This window comes from Halobacillus alkaliphilus, assembly GCF_900113125.1.
GTDB classification, from domain to species: domain Bacteria; phylum Bacillota; class Bacilli; order Bacillales; family Halobacillaceae; genus Halobacillus; species Halobacillus alkaliphilus.
Genome location: NZ_FOOG01000003.1, coordinates 126,636 through 144,060 on the forward strand (window position 1 = coordinate 126,636; position 17,425 = coordinate 144,060).

At 39.8% G+C, this 17,425-nt stretch carries 20 protein-coding genes; all 20 read right to left on the reverse strand.

The genetic code is table 11. From position 1 onward, the window contains the following. Nucleotides 1-26: 26 nt before the first annotated feature. The 20 genes from mtrB to BMZ06_RS03390 all read right to left on the reverse strand — a co-directional run bounded on the left by mtrB (nt 27) and on the right by BMZ06_RS03390 (nt 17,395). The gene (gene mtrB, locus BMZ06_RS03295) at nt 27-254 is read right to left on the reverse strand and encodes a trp RNA-binding attenuation protein MtrB (protein WP_089750099.1); all 228 of its coding nucleotides are present in this window, start codon (nt 252-254) and stop codon (nt 27-29) included. A 145-nt stretch (nt 255-399) separates the two neighbouring features. Next, a complete protein-coding gene (locus BMZ06_RS03300; protein WP_014643523.1) occupies nt 400-672 on the reverse strand; it encodes an HU family DNA-binding protein in 273 nt (90 codons plus the stop codon). 359 nt (nt 673-1,031) lie between these two features. Next, the gene (spoIVA, locus tag BMZ06_RS03305; protein ID WP_089750101.1) at nt 1,032-2,510 is read right to left on the reverse strand and encodes a stage IV sporulation protein A; all 1,479 of its coding nucleotides are present in this window, start codon (nt 2,508-2,510) and stop codon (nt 1,032-1,034) included. Between the two features lie 243 nt (nt 2,511-2,753). Further along, complete coding sequence (locus tag BMZ06_RS03310) at nt 2,754-3,482, reverse strand: hypothetical protein (RefSeq protein WP_089750103.1); 729 nt, start codon at nt 3,480-3,482, stop codon at nt 2,754-2,756. Nucleotides 3,483-3,500: 18 nt separating this feature from the next. After that, complete coding sequence (locus tag BMZ06_RS03315; protein ID WP_089750105.1) at nt 3,501-3,698, reverse strand: DUF2768 domain-containing protein; 198 nt, start codon at nt 3,696-3,698, stop codon at nt 3,501-3,503. A gap of 272 nt (nt 3,699-3,970) precedes the next feature. After that, a complete protein-coding gene (locus BMZ06_RS03320; RefSeq protein ID WP_089750107.1) occupies nt 3,971-4,231 on the reverse strand; it encodes a stage VI sporulation protein F in 261 nt (86 codons plus the stop codon). A 61-nt stretch (nt 4,232-4,292) separates the two neighbouring features. Then, on the reverse strand, nt 4,293-5,333 hold the full coding sequence (locus BMZ06_RS03325; RefSeq protein ID WP_089750109.1) for an NAD(P)H-dependent glycerol-3-phosphate dehydrogenase: 1,041 nt from the start codon (nt 5,331-5,333) through the stop codon (nt 4,293-4,295). A 27-nt stretch (nt 5,334-5,360) separates the two neighbouring features. Further along, nucleotides 5,361-6,671 carry a ribosome biogenesis GTPase Der gene (der, locus tag BMZ06_RS03330; protein WP_089750111.1) on the reverse strand — a complete coding sequence of 437 codons (1,311 nt, stop codon included), beginning with the start codon at nt 6,669-6,671 and terminating at the stop codon, nt 5,361-5,363. 245 nt (nt 6,672-6,916) lie between these two features. Continuing rightward, complete coding sequence (locus BMZ06_RS03335) at nt 6,917-7,102, reverse strand: capping complex subunit for YIEGIA (protein WP_089750113.1); 186 nt, start codon at nt 7,100-7,102, stop codon at nt 6,917-6,919. Nucleotides 7,103-7,105: 3 nt separating this feature from the next. Further along, a complete protein-coding gene (locus BMZ06_RS03340; protein WP_089750116.1) occupies nt 7,106-7,987 on the reverse strand; it encodes a YIEGIA family protein in 882 nt (293 codons plus the stop codon). Next, a complete protein-coding gene (locus BMZ06_RS03345) occupies nt 7,984-8,580 on the reverse strand; it encodes a YphA family membrane protein (protein ID WP_089750118.1) in 597 nt (198 codons plus the stop codon). The genes BMZ06_RS03340 and BMZ06_RS03345 overlap by 4 nt, the downstream gene beginning before the upstream one ends. Before the next feature lie 85 nt (nt 8,581-8,665). Next, nucleotides 8,666-9,694 (reverse strand): type 2 isopentenyl-diphosphate Delta-isomerase, encoded by a 1,029-nt coding sequence (gene fni / locus BMZ06_RS03350; protein ID WP_089750120.1) that lies wholly within the window; start codon nt 9,692-9,694, stop codon nt 8,666-8,668. 17 nt (nt 9,695-9,711) lie between these two features. Then, nucleotides 9,712-10,854: a 30S ribosomal protein S1 gene (gene rpsA, locus BMZ06_RS03355; RefSeq protein WP_014643535.1), complete on the reverse strand. Its 1,143-nt coding sequence runs from the start codon at nt 10,852-10,854 to the stop codon at nt 9,712-9,714. Nucleotides 10,855-10,955: 101 nt separating this feature from the next. After that, on the reverse strand, nt 10,956-11,537 hold the full coding sequence (locus BMZ06_RS03360; protein ID WP_089750122.1) for a lysophospholipid acyltransferase family protein: 582 nt from the start codon (nt 11,535-11,537) through the stop codon (nt 10,956-10,958). Beyond that, nucleotides 11,537-12,220, reverse strand: a complete 684-nt coding sequence (gene cmk, locus BMZ06_RS03365) for a (d)CMP kinase (RefSeq protein WP_089750124.1) — start codon at nt 12,218-12,220, stop codon at nt 11,537-11,539. The genes BMZ06_RS03360 and cmk overlap by 1 nt, the downstream gene beginning before the upstream one ends. Nucleotides 12,221-12,380: 160 nt before the next feature. After that, the gene (locus BMZ06_RS03370; protein ID WP_089750125.1) at nt 12,381-13,043 is read right to left on the reverse strand and encodes a flagellar brake protein; all 663 of its coding nucleotides are present in this window, start codon (nt 13,041-13,043) and stop codon (nt 12,381-12,383) included. Nucleotides 13,044-13,163: 120 nt separating this feature from the next. Beyond that, complete coding sequence (ypeB, locus tag BMZ06_RS03375; RefSeq protein ID WP_089750127.1) at nt 13,164-14,495, reverse strand: germination protein YpeB; 1,332 nt, start codon at nt 14,493-14,495, stop codon at nt 13,164-13,166. An 11-nt stretch (nt 14,496-14,506) separates the two neighbouring features. Continuing rightward, entirely contained in the window at nt 14,507-15,331 is an 825-nt protein-coding gene (gene sleB, locus BMZ06_RS03380) for a spore cortex-lytic enzyme (protein ID WP_089750128.1), read from the reverse strand. 117 nt (nt 15,332-15,448) lie between these two features. Next, nucleotides 15,449-16,108: a glutamic-type intramembrane protease PrsW gene (gene prsW, locus BMZ06_RS03385; RefSeq protein ID WP_089750129.1), complete on the reverse strand. Its 660-nt coding sequence runs from the start codon at nt 16,106-16,108 to the stop codon at nt 15,449-15,451. Between the two features lie 288 nt (nt 16,109-16,396). Beyond that, on the reverse strand, nt 16,397-17,395 hold the full coding sequence (locus BMZ06_RS03390) for an asparaginase (RefSeq protein WP_089750131.1): 999 nt from the start codon (nt 17,393-17,395) through the stop codon (nt 16,397-16,399). Between the last annotated feature and the right edge of the window lie 30 nt (nt 17,396-17,425).

The window sequence follows — 17,425 nt, forward strand, 5'->3', positions numbered from 1 at the left end:
GTAGCTTCTCTATACGCATTGAGAGCCTATTCTTCCCCTTCGTTCGTCATTTCACCATGACTTGTCTGGATGACGGCTTTGCCACGAACTTTAACGGCAGAAGTATGTTCAGTAAATTGGGCTATCATTACTTCACCCTGATCAAGTTTTTCAGAATGATGGAATCTTGTGTCTGTTCCTCGCGTTAATCCTATAACATTTACACCGTCTTCTAAAGCTTTAATAACAAAAAAGTCATTACTAGAAGTTGTCATTTGCAACAATCTCCTTTCTTTAATTACTACTATCTCTTAGAAGTATTTTGTTGTCAAAACATTCAAATCTTTTTTAAACATAACGTTTGTTAATAAGAAAAAAAGGGTGCACAATGCACCCTTTTCCAAAGCCCTATGTAGCTTTTTATTTTACCGCGTCTTTAAGGGCTTTTCCTGGTTTGAAAGCAGGAACTTTGCTAGCAGAGATTTCGATCTCTTCACCAGTTTGTGGATTACGACCTTTACGTGCCGCACGCTCACGAACTTCAAAGTTACCGAATCCAATAAGCTGAACTTTCTCACCATCTTTAAGTGAATCCATGATAGATTCGAATACAGAGTCGACAGCTTGTGTAGCATCTTTCTTAGAAAGATCTGTTTTTTCAGATACAGCGTTGATTAGATCTGTTTTGTTCATGACATTCACCTCCTCTCAAGAGGGTTAATCTCATTCAAGTGGAAAGAACCACTATAAATGTTGATGTAGCAGTCATCAAATGATGACAAGCCTTATACTAAACGAGTTTCCAACGAAATTCAATAGAGAATCCTTTAACAATCGCGTTACAAAGCGATTTACAGGAGTGAATTCCACTTCAGTTCAAGAGTAGCTTACCATAAACCTGACACAGGTGCAAGAAGCCTAAACCACTGATGTGAAGGGGTTTTGCTCTATCTCAAACATTCCATACGAGTTATTACGACACAGGAGCAAGAAATCCCTTTATTATATAAAAAAATTTGTACAAAAAAATTAAAACGGCCCACTGGGAGCCGTTATAGGATGATGGCTATCATGCCGCCGGAGCCTTCATTAATAATCCTCCCCAGCGTTTCTTGCAATTTATATCTTGCATTTTCTGGCATTAAAGCAAGTTTAGCCTGAATGCCTTCGCGAACAATTGAGCTTAACGAACGTCCAAATATATCTGAGTTCCAAATAGATAATGGGTCCTCTTCAAAATCCTGCATCAAATACCTCACAAGTTCCTCGCTTTGTTTCTCTGTACCTATAATTGGCGAGAACTCAGACTGTACATCGACTTTCACCATATGAATGGAAGGGGCGACTGCTTTTAACCGAACGCCGAATCTTGAACCCTGACGGATTATTTCAGGCTCTTCCAGAGACATATCTTCTAAAGATGGAGCTGCTATGCCATAGCCGGTTTGTTTCACCATCTGCAAAGCATCCGCTACTTGGTCATACTCTCTTTTGGCGATGGCGAAATCCTGCATAATTTCCAAAAGATGATCTTTGCCCCGAATTTCCTCGCCCACAATCTCTTTCAGCACGTGGTCATAAAGATGTTCAGGAGCCTGCAGGTCAATTTCTGCCACGCCTTCTCCAAGATCCATTCCAGAAATATGGGCTCCAGTAATATATTCATAGTGATCAAAGTTTCCTATGACCGTATCTACGTCACGAAGCCGTTTAATGTCTTTCACTGTGTCTTCAATAGCATTTTGCAAATTGTTTCTTAACCAGTGTCTAGAATCAAGCACCATTACCCAGCTCGGCAGGTTTACATTGACCTCAAGCACAGGAAACTCAAACAATGCCTCTCTAAGAACACTTTGTACATCTTGCTCTCTCATACTTTCGACCGACAGCGCCAAAACTGGGATATCATATTTCTCGGATAGTTCACTTCTCAGTCGCTCTGTACTATCGGCATGAGGTTGAGCTGAATTAACTATCATGATAAAAGGTTTACCAACTTCTCTGAGCTCTTCGACTACTTTTTCTTCAGCCTCTACGTAGTCGGCACGTGCGATTTCTCCAATCGTCCCATCAGTAGTTACTACAATTCCAATGGTTGAATGTTCCTGGATAACTTTTTGAGTACCGATTTCCGCTGCTTCTTGAAAAGGAATGGCTTCTTCATACCATGGTGTATGGATCATACGCGGACCATGTTCGTCCTCATAACCAACAGCGCCTTTTACAGCATAGCCGACGCAGTCCACCATACGGACACGTATATCCAGATGGTCATCAATATTAATTGTAGCTGCATGGTTAGGAACAAATTTCGGTTCTGTGGTCATGATAGTTTTTCCAGCTGAACTTTGCGGAAGCTCATCTAACGCACGTTCCCTTTCAGACTCCTCTTCCATGTTCGGTAAGACTACTAATTCCATAAACTTCTTTATAAATGTAGATTTACCAGTCCGTACAGCCCCCACTACTCCCAGATAAATATCACCATTCGTCCGTTTGGAAATATCATTAAAGATATCTACCTTTTCCAAAGGATCCCCTCCCAAATAAAATTTCACCATCATACAAGCCTAGACAATCTAATTCTATGACATCATCTAAGTGAAATATGCCAGAAATTAATAACTTCGTAATATAATTAAATGAACCGTGCTTCTGTAAACGTTCTGAACTAGCTCTTTAAAGCTTATGAGCACGGGGACAGATCATTCTTCATCCTTTTAAGCACATTCAGCACGCAAAAAAACCGCTCCCTTATCCGGGAACGGCTCTTTTCAAGATGACTTATATTCGCTCATAAATATGGGTTCACCATCCCGTATGGTGTAGGGTTCAGAATAACCTGGTACAAACGGGGCATGGTCTGTAAGTAAATAGCGGATATCTTCACCAGATTCATAGGAATGATCCTTATTGTTAAGATATTCATATAAGTCTTTTCGATAATCTATAAACAGTTTTCCTTCTGAATTTAAATAAACGGGCAGCATTTGCTGAGAATAAGGACTATCAATCATAGGAGGTTCATCTAGACCTATTTTTTCGTAATCAAGGGCGTAGACACCTTTAGCAATTTGATCTCCAAATGGTGGATAACGATTATTATCCCTGAAAAATTTTACTTTCACCTGTAACGAGCGAAGTGTTTCGGTCGTTCTTAAATCGAGAACTTTTACTGTAGGGTTGTCCTCTGGATGAATGATAACATACTGATAATATCCTCCGTTCTCAAAAGCCGTACCAGGAGGTTCGCCAATTAGGTTTTGCTGCTTCAACTTTTCAAAATCCAGCTGATATTTCTGAAAAATAGGTGTTTCCTGAGGTTTAGTCTTAATGGGTAAGAGTCCGTTAGTATTTTCCTGATAGGTCTCCACGGCATTTTGGATAGAGTCTAACTGTACCTGATTAGGTACCTGGTTCTTCTGCAGCTCGTTGCTTGGATAAAGACAGCCCGTCAAAATTACAAGAAGAAATGGCACAGTCCATAGTTTTAGCATTTTCATGTTGAGCCCTCCATTCCCTTAAGCTGTCGGTCCACTAAATACGATGTAAAATATAATAAAACCTCCTAGAATCATAAACACATAGGCTAAAAAGGCCACAATCCCAGAGAGCACACCTTTTAATTTATACCTGCTTAATAAAATCAATCCAATCGCCAGAAACAAGAATAAAATCCCAGCAAAGGAGATGTACATATTGAGCATTGATTCAGACATGGTTGTCCTCCTTTGTACACAAATTGCTTTTGATATTATACCACACGCTTGCCATTAAGCGGAAACACGCCTTCCTATTTCGAGCACAAGAAAATATCCTAACCAGAATTTATGTAAGGTTCATTAATTTCCATTTTTTCAAAGAAAATAACCGGAGCAGCTATGCTCCGGTTTGACTAAATAATTCCCTATCCCGCTCATGTGAAATAATTGCTGCGTGTTATCATATGCATTTTTTCGAAGGGCCGCCTCCTCAGACGCCCACTCGTTAACTATCCTTTTAAAAACTTACCTAAAGTATTCATATCCAAAGGCATATTCTGCTTCGTAATAGCTTCAACAATTTTATCTTCTTTTTGCTTAGAAACCGGTTTGTTTGCTATTTTTGCCAATTGACGCACTAAACGCCGCACCGTTTTCTCATCTTTAAAATCAGCATTTTGAACAGAATTTGCCACGTTAAAAACATCTTCTGCGTCAATATTAGCTTTCTTTTTCAAATGATCAAAGATATTCTTTTGAAAATCACTCATAAACAATTGACCTCCTCGTGCGTTAGGTTCTGGATAGTATATGCACGAGGTTCTATATGTGTCAGTCATTCATTTGTTCATCAAGAATATTTGTGAGATCCTCCATTTCATGACGACGGATCCTGGTCATTAACTGGTCCACTACGTCTCTTGCATGGGCTTTTTCAAATAATATTCTGTAAATACCAGAAGTTATAGGCATTTCTACATCCTGCGTCTGGGAAAGCTGATAAGCCGCTTTCGTTGTTCGGACTCCTTCTACCACCATTCCCATTTCTTCAAGTACCTCATCCAAATCATTTCCCTGTCCTAATTTGTATCCGGCACGCCAATTACGGCTGTGAGAACTGGTACACGTAACAATTAAATCCCCCACGCCCGTAAGACCGGAAAATGTGAGGGGGTTAGCTCCCATAGACGTTCCTAAACGTGCAATTTCAGCCAACCCTCTTGTAATTAAAGCAGCTTTAGCGTTATCACCATAACCTAAACCGTCTGATATTCCAGCCCCCAAAGCTATAATGTTTTTCAGGGCGCCACCCAGCTCCACACCGATGAGGTCAGGAGAAGTATAAACACGGAATTGGCGATTCATGAAAAGGTCCTGGACCTTTTCTGCTACCTCTAGCTTTTTCGAGGAGATCGTCACTGTTGTCGGCTGTCGTAAGCTTACTTCTTCAGCGTGACTAGGTCCTGATAATACAACAATATCCTCATATAATTCTTCAGGGATCTCTTCATGAATGACTTCTGAAACTCGTTTAAAAGTCTCAGGTTCAATCCCTTTCGATGCATGTGTGATGGTTACTTTATGGTCGATGAGCTCTCTAAGGTTCTGGCATACCTCACGCATAGCTTTCGTTGGTACAACAAGCAGGATGTGGTCAGCTCCACCCACAACCCGATCCAACTGACTATCAGCGACTATCCGTTCAGGTATGGTAACACCCTTTAAATATTTCTCATTTGCACGTGTTTCGTTTATCTCATCTGCATGCTCTTTACGGTGAGCCCAAAGAGCTACTTCATGACCATTATCTGCAAGGACGATGGCAAGAGCTGTTCCCCAGCTTCCTGCCCCTAAAACGGCTACTTTCCCCATGATACCTGCTCCCTTCTTGAAATTCCCTTAACTCCGCTTTCTGGCGAAGATTTTAATAGGCGTACCTTCAAAACCGAAAGCTTCGCGAATTCGATTTTCAAGAAAACGCTCATAAGTGAAGTGCATCAGTTCCGGTTCGTTTACAAATACTACGAAGCTTGGTGGTTTCACAGATACCTGCGTGGCATAAAAGATTTTTAACTTTTGCCCTTTTATGGAAGGTGATGGATTCATAGCCAAAGCATCCATAATCACTTCATTTAATATATTTGTTTGAACACGTTTGGCATGATTCTCACTTGCCTCCAGTATTCTTGGAAGTAAGGTATGAACACGCTTTTTAGTCTTTGCTGATAAAAATACAACAGGAGCATAATCCAAAAAGCGAAAGTTGGAACGAACCTTGTCTTCGAATTCTTTCATCGTTTTCTCTTCCACTTCTACTGTATCCCATTTATTTACCACAATGATAACAGCTTTACCGGCTTCGTGAGCATAGCCGGCTATCTTTTTATCCTGTTCCTGAATACCTGTATCTGCATCAATCAAGGATAAAACCACATCGGATCGCTCTATAGCTTTCAGCGCTCTCATTATACTGTATTTTTCAGTAGCCTCATAAATCTTTCCACGCTTTCTCATACCTGCCGTGTCAATTATAACGTAATCTCGGTCATCTTTTGAAAACGGGGTATCTATAGCATCTCTAGTAGTTCCAGCTATATCGCTTACAATGACTCGCTCTTGTCCCAAAAGAGTATTTACTAATGAAGATTTCCCAACATTAGGACGGCCAATGACACTAAAACGAATAATATCGTCGTCGATTTCTTCTATCATTTTATCCGGGAAGTGTTTTACCACTTCATCCAGCATGTCCCCAAGCCCTAAACCATGCGTACCGGATATAGGGTGAGGTTCTCCAAACCCAAGAGAATAAAATTCATAGATGTTTTCTCTCATTTCTGGATTATCAACTTTATTTACGGCGAGCACCACAGGTTTGTTTGATTTGTAAAGTATCTTCGCAACTTCTTCATCAGCACCCGTAATTCCATCACGGCCGTTAACCATAAAAACAATAACATCCGCTTCATCGATAGCTACTTGAGCCTGCTCTCTCATTTGAACAAGTAAAGGCTCATCACCAAGTTCTATGCCGCCCGTGTCAATGACATTAAACCGTTCGTTCAACCACTCTCCCTCTGCATAAATACGATCTCTCGTCACTCCAGGTGTATCTTCTACGATCGAAATTCTTTCCCCGACAAGCCTATTAAATATGGTTGATTTCCCCACATTCGGCCGTCCAACAATAGCCATGACAGATTTTCTCATGAAAGGATCTTCCTTTCTTCTTTTCTATTTTTACTTATTCCACGTTTTCTTCAACTTTAAAATACCGAGGTACAAGAAACAGAATTCTACCTAAGTTTTCTATTCATCTGTACCACGCAACATAAAAATACTGCTCTTCCGCGGATAGCCGATGCGCAGCTTTCCTCCCGCAGAACAGCAGAAATCCTTTAACTCTAATATTTTAGCAGACATTCATAAAATAAACAATTACTGATCCGCTTTCATCAATGCTTTACAATGATATATAATCGATCACTCAGGGCGTGAGCAATTCCATCAAGGATAGCCTCAAGATTAGCAGCTACGGCTTCCATTTCTTCTTTGGTGTCACAATGAAAAACGGCCGTGCTCCCGGTTACTTTTTCTGATTGAGTTGTAATCGCTGCTAGAATTGCTTTTTCCATCTTCATATTTTAGCCCTCCCTGTTTCTTTTCCTTGACGGCATTTGTATGGCATTTTCCAGTACCGGCACAGAAGAAATAATTTCTTTGGCTCTAACAGGGTCTTTTTCCTGAGGTAATATAAAAACCCCAATTCTCCCATCGTTAAGATCACGTTTAATTAACGGAACAAGTGCAGGGGTTCCAGAGTCTCTAAAAACTCCAAGGGTGACGGAGACATCATGTAAAATTGCTTGACGCTGGCCAAGATTAGCTATAGTAGAGCGAACACTAAAAGACTTAGGAGTTAGTATGAATCCCATCCCATACTTTAATATTTCGTCCTGACGTTCAGGAAGTCCTATGTTCATGATATAAATGTTATCTACATACAAACCCGCCCCTTCAAAGCTAAGTTCTGAGAGTTCTACCGTTACGATATCGGAAAGCTTGGAACCACTCATTAACAGGGAAGAAATAATAAAACACACTAAAGCAGCGCCAACAGCTGCCCAGCCATTTATTGCTAAATAGCACAGCGTAACAACGAAGGAAGTAAATATAACGAGGTAGTTTCGACTTTCAAATGCGACAGCAATTCCTTCAATATAAGTGTTTCCGCGTGGTACAAGTTCAAAAGAATCCATTTCTGTTAACGTATTTCTTTCCATGTTACGAACTTCTCTAAACTGGGAAGCAGCTAGCGTTAAAAAGGTAACAGCTGTAAATTCTTTTTCCATTATTGAGGGAATGGCTATAGTCCCGAGGGAAGCAGCTATAAAACCCAGCGATAAATGAATAATTTTCCCGTGTAAATAGGTAGGATACTGACGATAGTCGGTTCGAAGCATAAAGACCCTTAAAGCCGTACCGACCGTAATGCCCGCAATAATTGGATACGTGTATTCATTCACACATACACACCTCGTTTTTTAATTGTTTTAATTTTCTTCTGTTGCAAAGAGTACTTTAATCGGTGAATCCCATACATGATTAATAAAACGACCATACCTTTTAACACAAAAATTATCGTTTGTTGATTGAAAAAGGGTTCTTCCAATATGTAAATGGAAAGTACCAAATAAGACCATAATGTACCAAACGCATTAATAAGCAGCCAAGCCCCCATTAAACTAGGGAGGTCCTGAAACATTTTATGAAGAACAAATAAGAAGAACATTACTCCCAGGTAAACACCTGGGAGTCTGGACCAAACTGGCTGCACCAGCAGAAAAAGCTGCACAGCTGTATAACCAATACTAAGCACAATTGGCCAGAAATGCTGGATCATATGTTTACGAGTGATCTTCCATAAATAAGTGCCAAAAATGCCTAATAGCAAAACAAAGTAAAGCTGAAAGTTAATGAACTGATTATCACCGAGTGTATATGTACACATTATGATCCAAATAAAAAGTAACAATCGACTTCTCAATTTAGAAGGTGGAATGAAAAAAAAGATGATGAGAGCAAGGAACCAAGCATACCAGTAATAAATAGCCGCCAAACTTTTCCACCCCTTCCTTCTTTTTATTATGGATCACTATCCCTTTCTTTAAACATCTGCCCATACAAAAAACCCATGATAATAATCATGGGTCAAGTCTTTGGTCTGACCATTCTTTAGTCCGGCCAAATAGTATATAAGGGTTATGGGACAAGTCGTGAATACTGGATGCATTCACCAGCATCATCGCAATTTTAATCTCTTCATGGATATGACAAATTTCATTGACCAGAGCATCTTTACCTTCTTCTACCAGGACACGAAGCAACCCTCCGGCCATTCCAAATGCCTTCCCTCCTAAAATGAGTCCTTTCACTCCATCCAGCCCGTGGCGAACGCCACCGGATGCAATAATATGAAGATCCGGGGACACAGAAGAAGATTCCAAAATGGAAATAGGGGTAGGGATTCCCCAGTTATTAAATGATGATAGGGGGTTGTCTCTTCTCATATTCTCAACTTTAGAGAAATTTGTCCCCCCCTGGCCTCCTACATCAATGTAACGAACCCCCATAGAATATAAGGTTTTTACTGTCTCTTTCGACATTCCATAACCTACTTCTTTTACTATGACAGGAATAGATAATTTAGATACAATTTCTTCTATTCGACGAAGACGGTGGGAGAAGTCTCTGTCTCCTTCAGGCATTATTAATTCCTGAAGTGTATTAATATGAATTTGCAGCCCATCCGCTTTAAGCATATCGACAGCTTCTTCTGCCTGAGGAACGGTCGCTTCACTCCCCACGTTTGCAAAAATAACTCCCTCAGGATTTACTTCCCGCACAACTTCATAGGTAGATCTCTCCTCGGGATTTTTAATGGCTGACATTTGTGAACCTACCGCCATCCCAATACCGGTTTTACTTGCGGCTAAAGCGAGGTTCCGATTAATTTCTTTAGTTTCTTCTCCACCACCACCGGTCATTGCATTAACAAAAAGAGGGGAACTCAAATGAAGTTCCCCTACTTGTGTCTCTATACTCAATTGATTAAAGTCCAGACGGGCCAGACTTTGATGAACGATTTCCACATCGTCAAAATGATTGTGAGAAGCTCGTTCGTGACCTAATGCATGGCGGATATGATCAATTTTCCTCTCAGACCTTGTCATATCCAACACCCAATCAATTATTTTTTGTATTTATCCAGTTTATCGCCAATCATATCACTCAGTGAGAAACCGGAATTATCTTCTTCTTTCTCATACTGCTGGTACTCTTCTCTAGTTTGTTCAGCTTCAAGTTCTTTCATACTTAAGGAAAGACGTTTAGCTTCTCCATCTACGTCTAACACTTTAACTTGCACCTGCTGTCCCTCTTCCAGGACTTCACCAGGAGTACCAATGTGGCGATTGGAGATTTGAGAAATGTGAACGAGTCCTTCAACACCTGGGAACACTTCTACAAATGCTCCGAAGCTTACTAAACGGCGAACTGTTCCTTCTAACACTTCTCCCTGTTTCACTTTTTCCTGGATATCATGCCACGGACCAGGCTGAGTGGCTTTCAAGGATAGTGATATTCTCTCATTATCGCGATCAACAGATAGTACTTTAACTTTAACCGTCTGCCCCTCTTCAACTACATCAGATGCTTTTTCTACATGCTGATGAGATAGTTGGGAGATATGTACTAATCCGTCAATACCTCCAAGGTTTACAAACGCACCGAAGTCTGTCAATCTTTGAACAGTGCCTTCAATCACCTGGCCATCTTCAAGAGAGTGCAGTACTTCCTGCTTTTTCGCTGACTCTTCCTCTTCCACTACTGCCCGATGAGAAAGAATGACACGATTTTGTTCTCGGTCCAGTTCAACAACTTTAAGAGAAAGGTTTCTACCTTTGTAATTTTCAAAATCTTCAACATAGTAAGTTTCTACTAGTGATGCAGGAATAAATCCTCGAAGACCGATGTCTACTACAAGACCGCCTTTTACAACGTCTTTAACCTCAGCTTCAAAAATTTCTCCACTCTCATACTTGTCTTCCAAGTCCTGCCATGCTTTATCTGCATCAACAGCTCTTTTAGATAGGACGATTTCATCATCTTCTACCTTTTTCACTTGCAGGGTCAACTCGTCCCCTTCACTAACTGCATCTGAAGCTTTTTCAACATGAAGGCTGGATAATTCACTAATAGGTACAATACCCTCAACTTTATATCCAACATCTACGAGGACTTGTTTTTCTTCAATTTTAACAACTTTACCAGTAACAATGTCCCCGGCAGAGAATTCTTGCATTCCAGATACTTCTTGATTCATTTCATCCATACCAAGCTACCTCCTTCAATTTCCGACACAACCTTGAAACAGAAATGCCCTTTTTTCTAACTTCTAATATTTAGAGCTTTTTGTCAAGTGATTACGCTCCATCAGCTGTGAATTTTATGCAGTTTTCTGATTTCTTCCATAATTCGATCTGTTACGACTTGTGCAGAAGCTTTTTCCTCACGGTATCCACTCATATCAATGGGTTCACCATAAACGACTTTTAACCGCTGAAACTTCTTATAAGGTCCTACTATAGCGCAGGGAACAATATAGGCTTCTGAACGTAGAGCAAAGAAACCTGCACCAGCCAAGCCCTTTCCAATTTCGCCATTTTTTTGCCTTCTTCCTTCTGGAAAAAGACCGAGTACATGATTATTATTAAGAATTTCCAGACCTTGACGGAGCGCATTACGATCACGCATGCCTCTTTTTATTGGAAAAGCATGGACTCCTTTAAGAATTCCCCCAATTAGCCTGTTTTTAAACAATTCTTCTTTGGCAAGGAAGTAGATATCCCTGCTGTTTGTAATACCTACTACAGGTGGATCTGCATTAGATATATGATTGGAACAGACAATAACTGGACCTTCTTTCGGAATATTGTGTTTACCAATAACTTTAATCCGATATAAAGGGTAAAAGATGATAGCACAAATCCATTTACCCAGCTTATACAAGCTCATTATTTATTCCCCCTCTCCTTCTTCTCATTAACTACTTTAATTATCTGCGCTACTACTTCTTCTATTGTTAAAGAGGTGGTGTCTACAATAACGGCATCGTCAGCTTTTACCAGCGGAGCGACTTCACGGTTTGAATCTATTTCATCACGCCTGCGGATCTCTTCCTTAAGGTCTTCCAAGTTTGAGTCATACCCTTTAGACTGATTTTCTTTATGACGTCTTTCTGCTCTTTCATCCACAGAGGCAATCATAAATATCTTTACATCAGCATTAGGCAGTACATGAGTCCCTATATCTCTGCCATCCATCACTACTCCTTGTTGATTAACAAGTTCCTGCTGGCGGCTTACCATTTCTTCCCGGACGTCTTTATGTTTGGATGCAATAGATACCTGGTTCGTAACATCGCTTGTCCTTATATCATCCGAAACATCCTCACCATCAAGAAGAACTCTCTGTCCATTCTCCCTCTGCACTAATTGTAAATCCGTGTCCCTCAATAAATGTGCCAAAGCATATTCATCTTCAAGTGAGACACCATTATTTAAGGCTTTCCATGTTAATGCACGATACATTGCCCCTGTATCTACATATATTAAAGATAATTTTTCAGCTACTCTTTTTGCTACAGTACTTTTTCCGGCAGCAGCTGGACCGTCGATTGCAATTGTCATAGTATCCATGAATTCAGTTTCCTCCAATTTACCTTATACATATAAAAAGCGCACTTAAATAATGAAAGCGCGCCTAAGAGCCCTCAGATGGCTAAACACACCATGAGAGACTCTTAATTACTCTGTACAGAATAACATACCTAATTGGAGAAAATCCATTATTATGTAGCTACTTTAGTGCCTTTCGACGCATGTTCATCTGTTGTTCAAAACAATATCGAATAATCAGCTGACGCTGTTTTTCAAAAATATTTTCAAATTGTATGGATACTTGATTTCTCTTTCCGTTGTCTTGTTGAATTATTCTTACTACGATTCCCTCGGACTCCACGTACCGGTTCTCGCCGGAATTCATAGGGAGAACTAACGTTAAGTTTACGCGCTGGTACTTGTACATCTGTACATGAAAAGGTTCTAAAATTGCCGCTCCGCCACCACTAATATCCTGGGTCACTGCCGTAAAAGATTGGGTTTCAAACTGAACCGCAACATCTATGGAAGCGTCTACACGCACATACTTTCTGCGCTGTATCCGAATAAGATCTTTTTGAGGAGGAAATGTCAGTACGAGCACCGGAATGTTTAACTTTTTTCGTGCTACTACCTCCGTCTTAAAACAATATACAGATTGATCTTCAGTAATAAAGCTCGCCTGGATTTCAGTGCCTTCCATAATAAAAGCCGCTTTATCTGTCTTTACGTTAATAGGATAATCAATATAGATATACCCTTTCGCGTGGTCAACAAGTTTACACTTATATTTCTCTTGTTCTTCATTATCCTTCGAGTTAATTTCTAAGGTGAATGGCATACCTATTTTTAAGCTCTTCATATTATCCCCCAATGATACATGACTTTTGCATTAATTATATTATCTCATTTTTATATAAATTTGGAAAGTATATAGGTCTTGAGAATCAAAAAACCGCCAGACTATGGCGGTTTTTCAAAACTAATTAAATTTGATTTCAGCTTTTTTTAATGTTTCCACTTTTTCTTCCTGTCCATTCTGAGCGTTTATAAATATTCTATACGTAGTATTTTCTTTAGTAGTTAAAAATTCGTAACATAATACGAGCTCTTTTAAGTCATTTTCAATAACAGCCAGGCGGTTATCCTGTATTTCTAAACCGGGGTTTACTTTGGTGCGTGCTTCTTCTTCTGTTATCTCAGGTTTTCCAATTTCACGATCCTTGTGATCATCGTAGTAATCTCTTGCGGATAAACCAAGCACTTCACCATTATCTAACCCTACTTTTACAACTACGGATTCCGGATAATAACGAATGTCATCCTTAGTATAAACATAACGAAAGATCCCTATATTATTATACTGGTTCGTTTCAGCCAGCTCTAAACCTTCTGCCTCAAGTCCTTCTATATACTTCTCTGCTTTCTTGGAGGCTTCGTGAAGACTAATTTCCGCCTCCCCCATTTTACGGCTGATCATAATGGTTAAAGGGTGCCCTCCCTTTACAGTTAAATCCATATAACCATTACGCTTCCCATTATCAAACGATGCAGTGTAAGTCGGTACATCAGCTCCCTTACCTGATTTAGTCAGAGTAAGTTTATTAACATCAACCTTCTCAAGCCATTGACTGGCAATTTGTTTGGCTTTTGCTTCTGACACGTGATCCCCCTGTAGATTTTTATAACTTTTCTCTGGGGTGGTAGTTGTTATACCTGTTTGAGCGGTCGTTTGTGTATAACCGTTCACCGTTTTCTCTACGGTCTTAAATCCATCCACAATAGTGTTATCACCTGATTCATCGTTTGTAGAAAGAGCCAGTTGTACATCCATCCAGCGCAAATTATCTTTCAAAACCACATTTTGTACTTTACGTAACTCGGTTTCAATTTCACCTGAATGCTGATGAAGCTCTTCCAGTTTCTTTATTTCTTCTTCACTTAAAGGTTTCTTCTCTAAGTCGCGAATAGCGGTTTTATAAGCGAAATCCCCTATTTCATAAAGAAATTCTTCAGTCTTATTAAACGGGAGGAGAGTAAGCGGAAGCTGACCCACATCTGAATTTGCTTCCGAGGTGATTCTCCAAATTTCAGCCAACTGCGGCGAAAGCTGCTGTCTGGTGTTCATAGCCAGAGTAGCACCTATTTTGTCGTGCAGAAGATCTACGTTATAAGTGAGCTCATGAAATGCGCGTTGATAATTGTTCTCCGCTTGAATAAGTACTGCATTTTTATCCTGATTTTCCTTGTAGCCCCAGACGGTTGTCCCTACAACTACTATACTTAATACGACAATTGTAATCCAGCGAACCATTCTTCCACCTCCTATTTACAGAATATATGTTTTCCAATCTTCTTAATTTGCGGCCTTGACCATATCCAGTCCGATGTTGCCGTGTTCGGATTAAAATAATATATAGCCTGACCAGAAGGATCCCATCCGTTGATAGCGTCCATAACCGCTTCTTTTGCTGTTTCATTAGGCTGAAGCCATATCTGTCCATCACTTACCGCAGTAAATGCTCGTGGTTCAAATATAACTCCTGACACGGTATTCGGAAATGTTGCACTCGACACACGGTTAAGAATTACAGATGCCACGGCCACTTGACCAACATAAGGCTCACCTCGCGCTTCTCCATACACAGCATTAGCCATCAATTGGATATCATTTTGAGAATACCCGCTTGGAACATTAACAGCTGTTGGCTCCTGTTTCTGAGGAGGTTTCTGGGTTCCTTTTGGTTTCTGCTGTTTAACCTGCTGAGTTTTCGGAGTACCACCGTAATAGGTGAAATCATTTCCTTTTCGCAGTTGTTCTTGAACAAATCCCTTGTCATATTTACTAGCTTTGGTCAATTTATTTTTCACTTCTTGACCTACTAAGCCATCAATTTCAAGACCAAATTCATACTGGAAATTACGAACGGCCCAATAGGTGCCCCATCCAAAAACTCCATCGATGTTTCCGTTATAAAACCCCAGATATTGTAATCTTGCTTGCAGCTCTATCACATCATCACCGGTAGCCCCATGCTGTACGACTTGATTTGAAAAAGCTTCGACAGAGTGGACAGATGTCCATTCTGAAACAGGAAAGATAAGCATAGCTGCTCCTAGCCCAACGATTATTGTTTTCTTCCATATCATCCGAGTTACACCCCTGACCAGTAGAATTATTTATAAGATTAGTGTCCATCCGTTTATAAACTTTATACATGTTTATCCATTAAAAAAACCGCCGTTGCAACGGCGGTTTACTTTGTATCATGTTTTTTGAAGGTCTTCATGATGTTCATTGGCCAATCTTATCTTTCTGATCCCTATCATCCATAAAACAATCATAAATGGTGTAATCCAGTACAGCCATGTCTGGTTCAATACAGTAATAATATAATCATACAAGGTATGAAAACCCACTGGAATTAGTAAGGCTAAACTTAAGCACAAATTTTGGTTTTTGCTGGCGAATTTTGCTTTACCCATGTAAAAACCCATAAGAATTCCAAACAGAGCATGAGAAGAGACTGGAAAAACAGCTCTTAACAGTGCAATCTCAATGCCATTTGAAAAGATATAAATAATATTTTCTATTGTTGCGAAGCCTAAACTAATTGCCACACCATAGATAATTCCATCGTAATGGTGGTCAAAATCTGAGTGCCTATAGGCAACAAATAAAAGAAAAAACCATTTAAAAAACTCTTCCATTAACCCAGCTAAGAAAAACGACCTCAATAGCGGAGTCTGAAATACCCCTTCCGTTTCAAAAGCATATTGAATAAACATCAAAGGAAATACCATGATGATGCCTATAATAAACATTCGGATGATCAGTGGAAGTGGTTCTAGCTCAATTCTTTTACTTAAATATATGAATGTCATAATTGCTATAGCAGGAGATATGGCTGCAGTCAGCAAGGCCATAAAAATCAGCCCTCTCTCATTCTTTCGCCTTATTTCAATGGTATCATGAAGAATGTAGAAAAGGAATAAAGGATACGTTCGAATGGTTAAAAATCAAAAAAGCACCAGGTGACTGGTACTTTTTTATCAGACTGCTGATTATTTTTAAGCATCTCTATCAAAGAAAGAGGGTTAACATAATAGGCAAGATCAAAATAGCACATCAAAAATTAGAACCACTTAATTTAAGATAGGAAGCGCTGAGAGATTCTTCACTAGAGGTGGAAAATAGGCATATACTATAGAACGTTAGTAAGTAATATCTCCCTCAAAATTCGAAGCCAAAATTACAGCTAATTTAATACGGGCTTTTTTACTGTCGTCATCATCACCAAGAATGACGCCATGCTTATAAAGATCATAGGCGCTGCCTAAGTAATCATAAGTTGTGTACACAGATCCTTCTTCAGAGGTAGTAGTAATTACTATTCTCAAGCCTGCTTCAATTGATTTAACAATTTCAGCCATCATTCCGGGTGCAACTTGACCTCTCCCTACCCCTTCTAATATTATGCCTTTTGCCTGACTCTCACGTGCAGCTTTAATAAAAGCTCCATCCGCACCTGAATAAGTTTTAACGATGTCCACTCTTGGAATATCAGTTATAAGATCATAAGTCTCTCTGTGTATCGGTTTCTGATAGATATGAACTTCGTCATTATCAATAATCCCTAAGTAGCCAAACCCAAAAGCATTAAACCCCTGGATATTCGAAGCGTGTTCTTTTTTTACATATTTAGCTGGAAATATACGTTCATTAAAAACCACTACCGCCCCTGCTCCATGCAAATCCTGACTACACGCTGAATAAATGGCATGTCTCATATTAATATAAGCATCACTGCCCATCTCGCCTGGAGACCTCTGAGATCCAGTTATAACAACCGGTCGCTGATCATTAATGGTTAGGTCAAGAAAGTACGCACTTTCTTCCAAAGAGTCGGTGCCATGAGTCACAACAACACCTGAAACCATATCATCTTCAAAGTAAGCTTCAATTTTCTCTTTAAGCCATATAAGATCTTCAAAGCCTACGTGCATACTTGGTTTCTGAAATACAGAATCGATCACTACATCGATATCCGTTGGAAGCTTTAGCATTTCAGCCAGCTCCTCACCAGTTAAAGCACCAGATGATAATTTACCAGATTGCTCATTAGGTACACTAGCTATGGTACCTCCCGTTGTAAGCAAAACTACTTTATTCAAAATAAAGCCCCCTTTAAACGATGCGAAATGATAATTCATACAAAAAATCTCCCAAACCTTCTCTGGAGC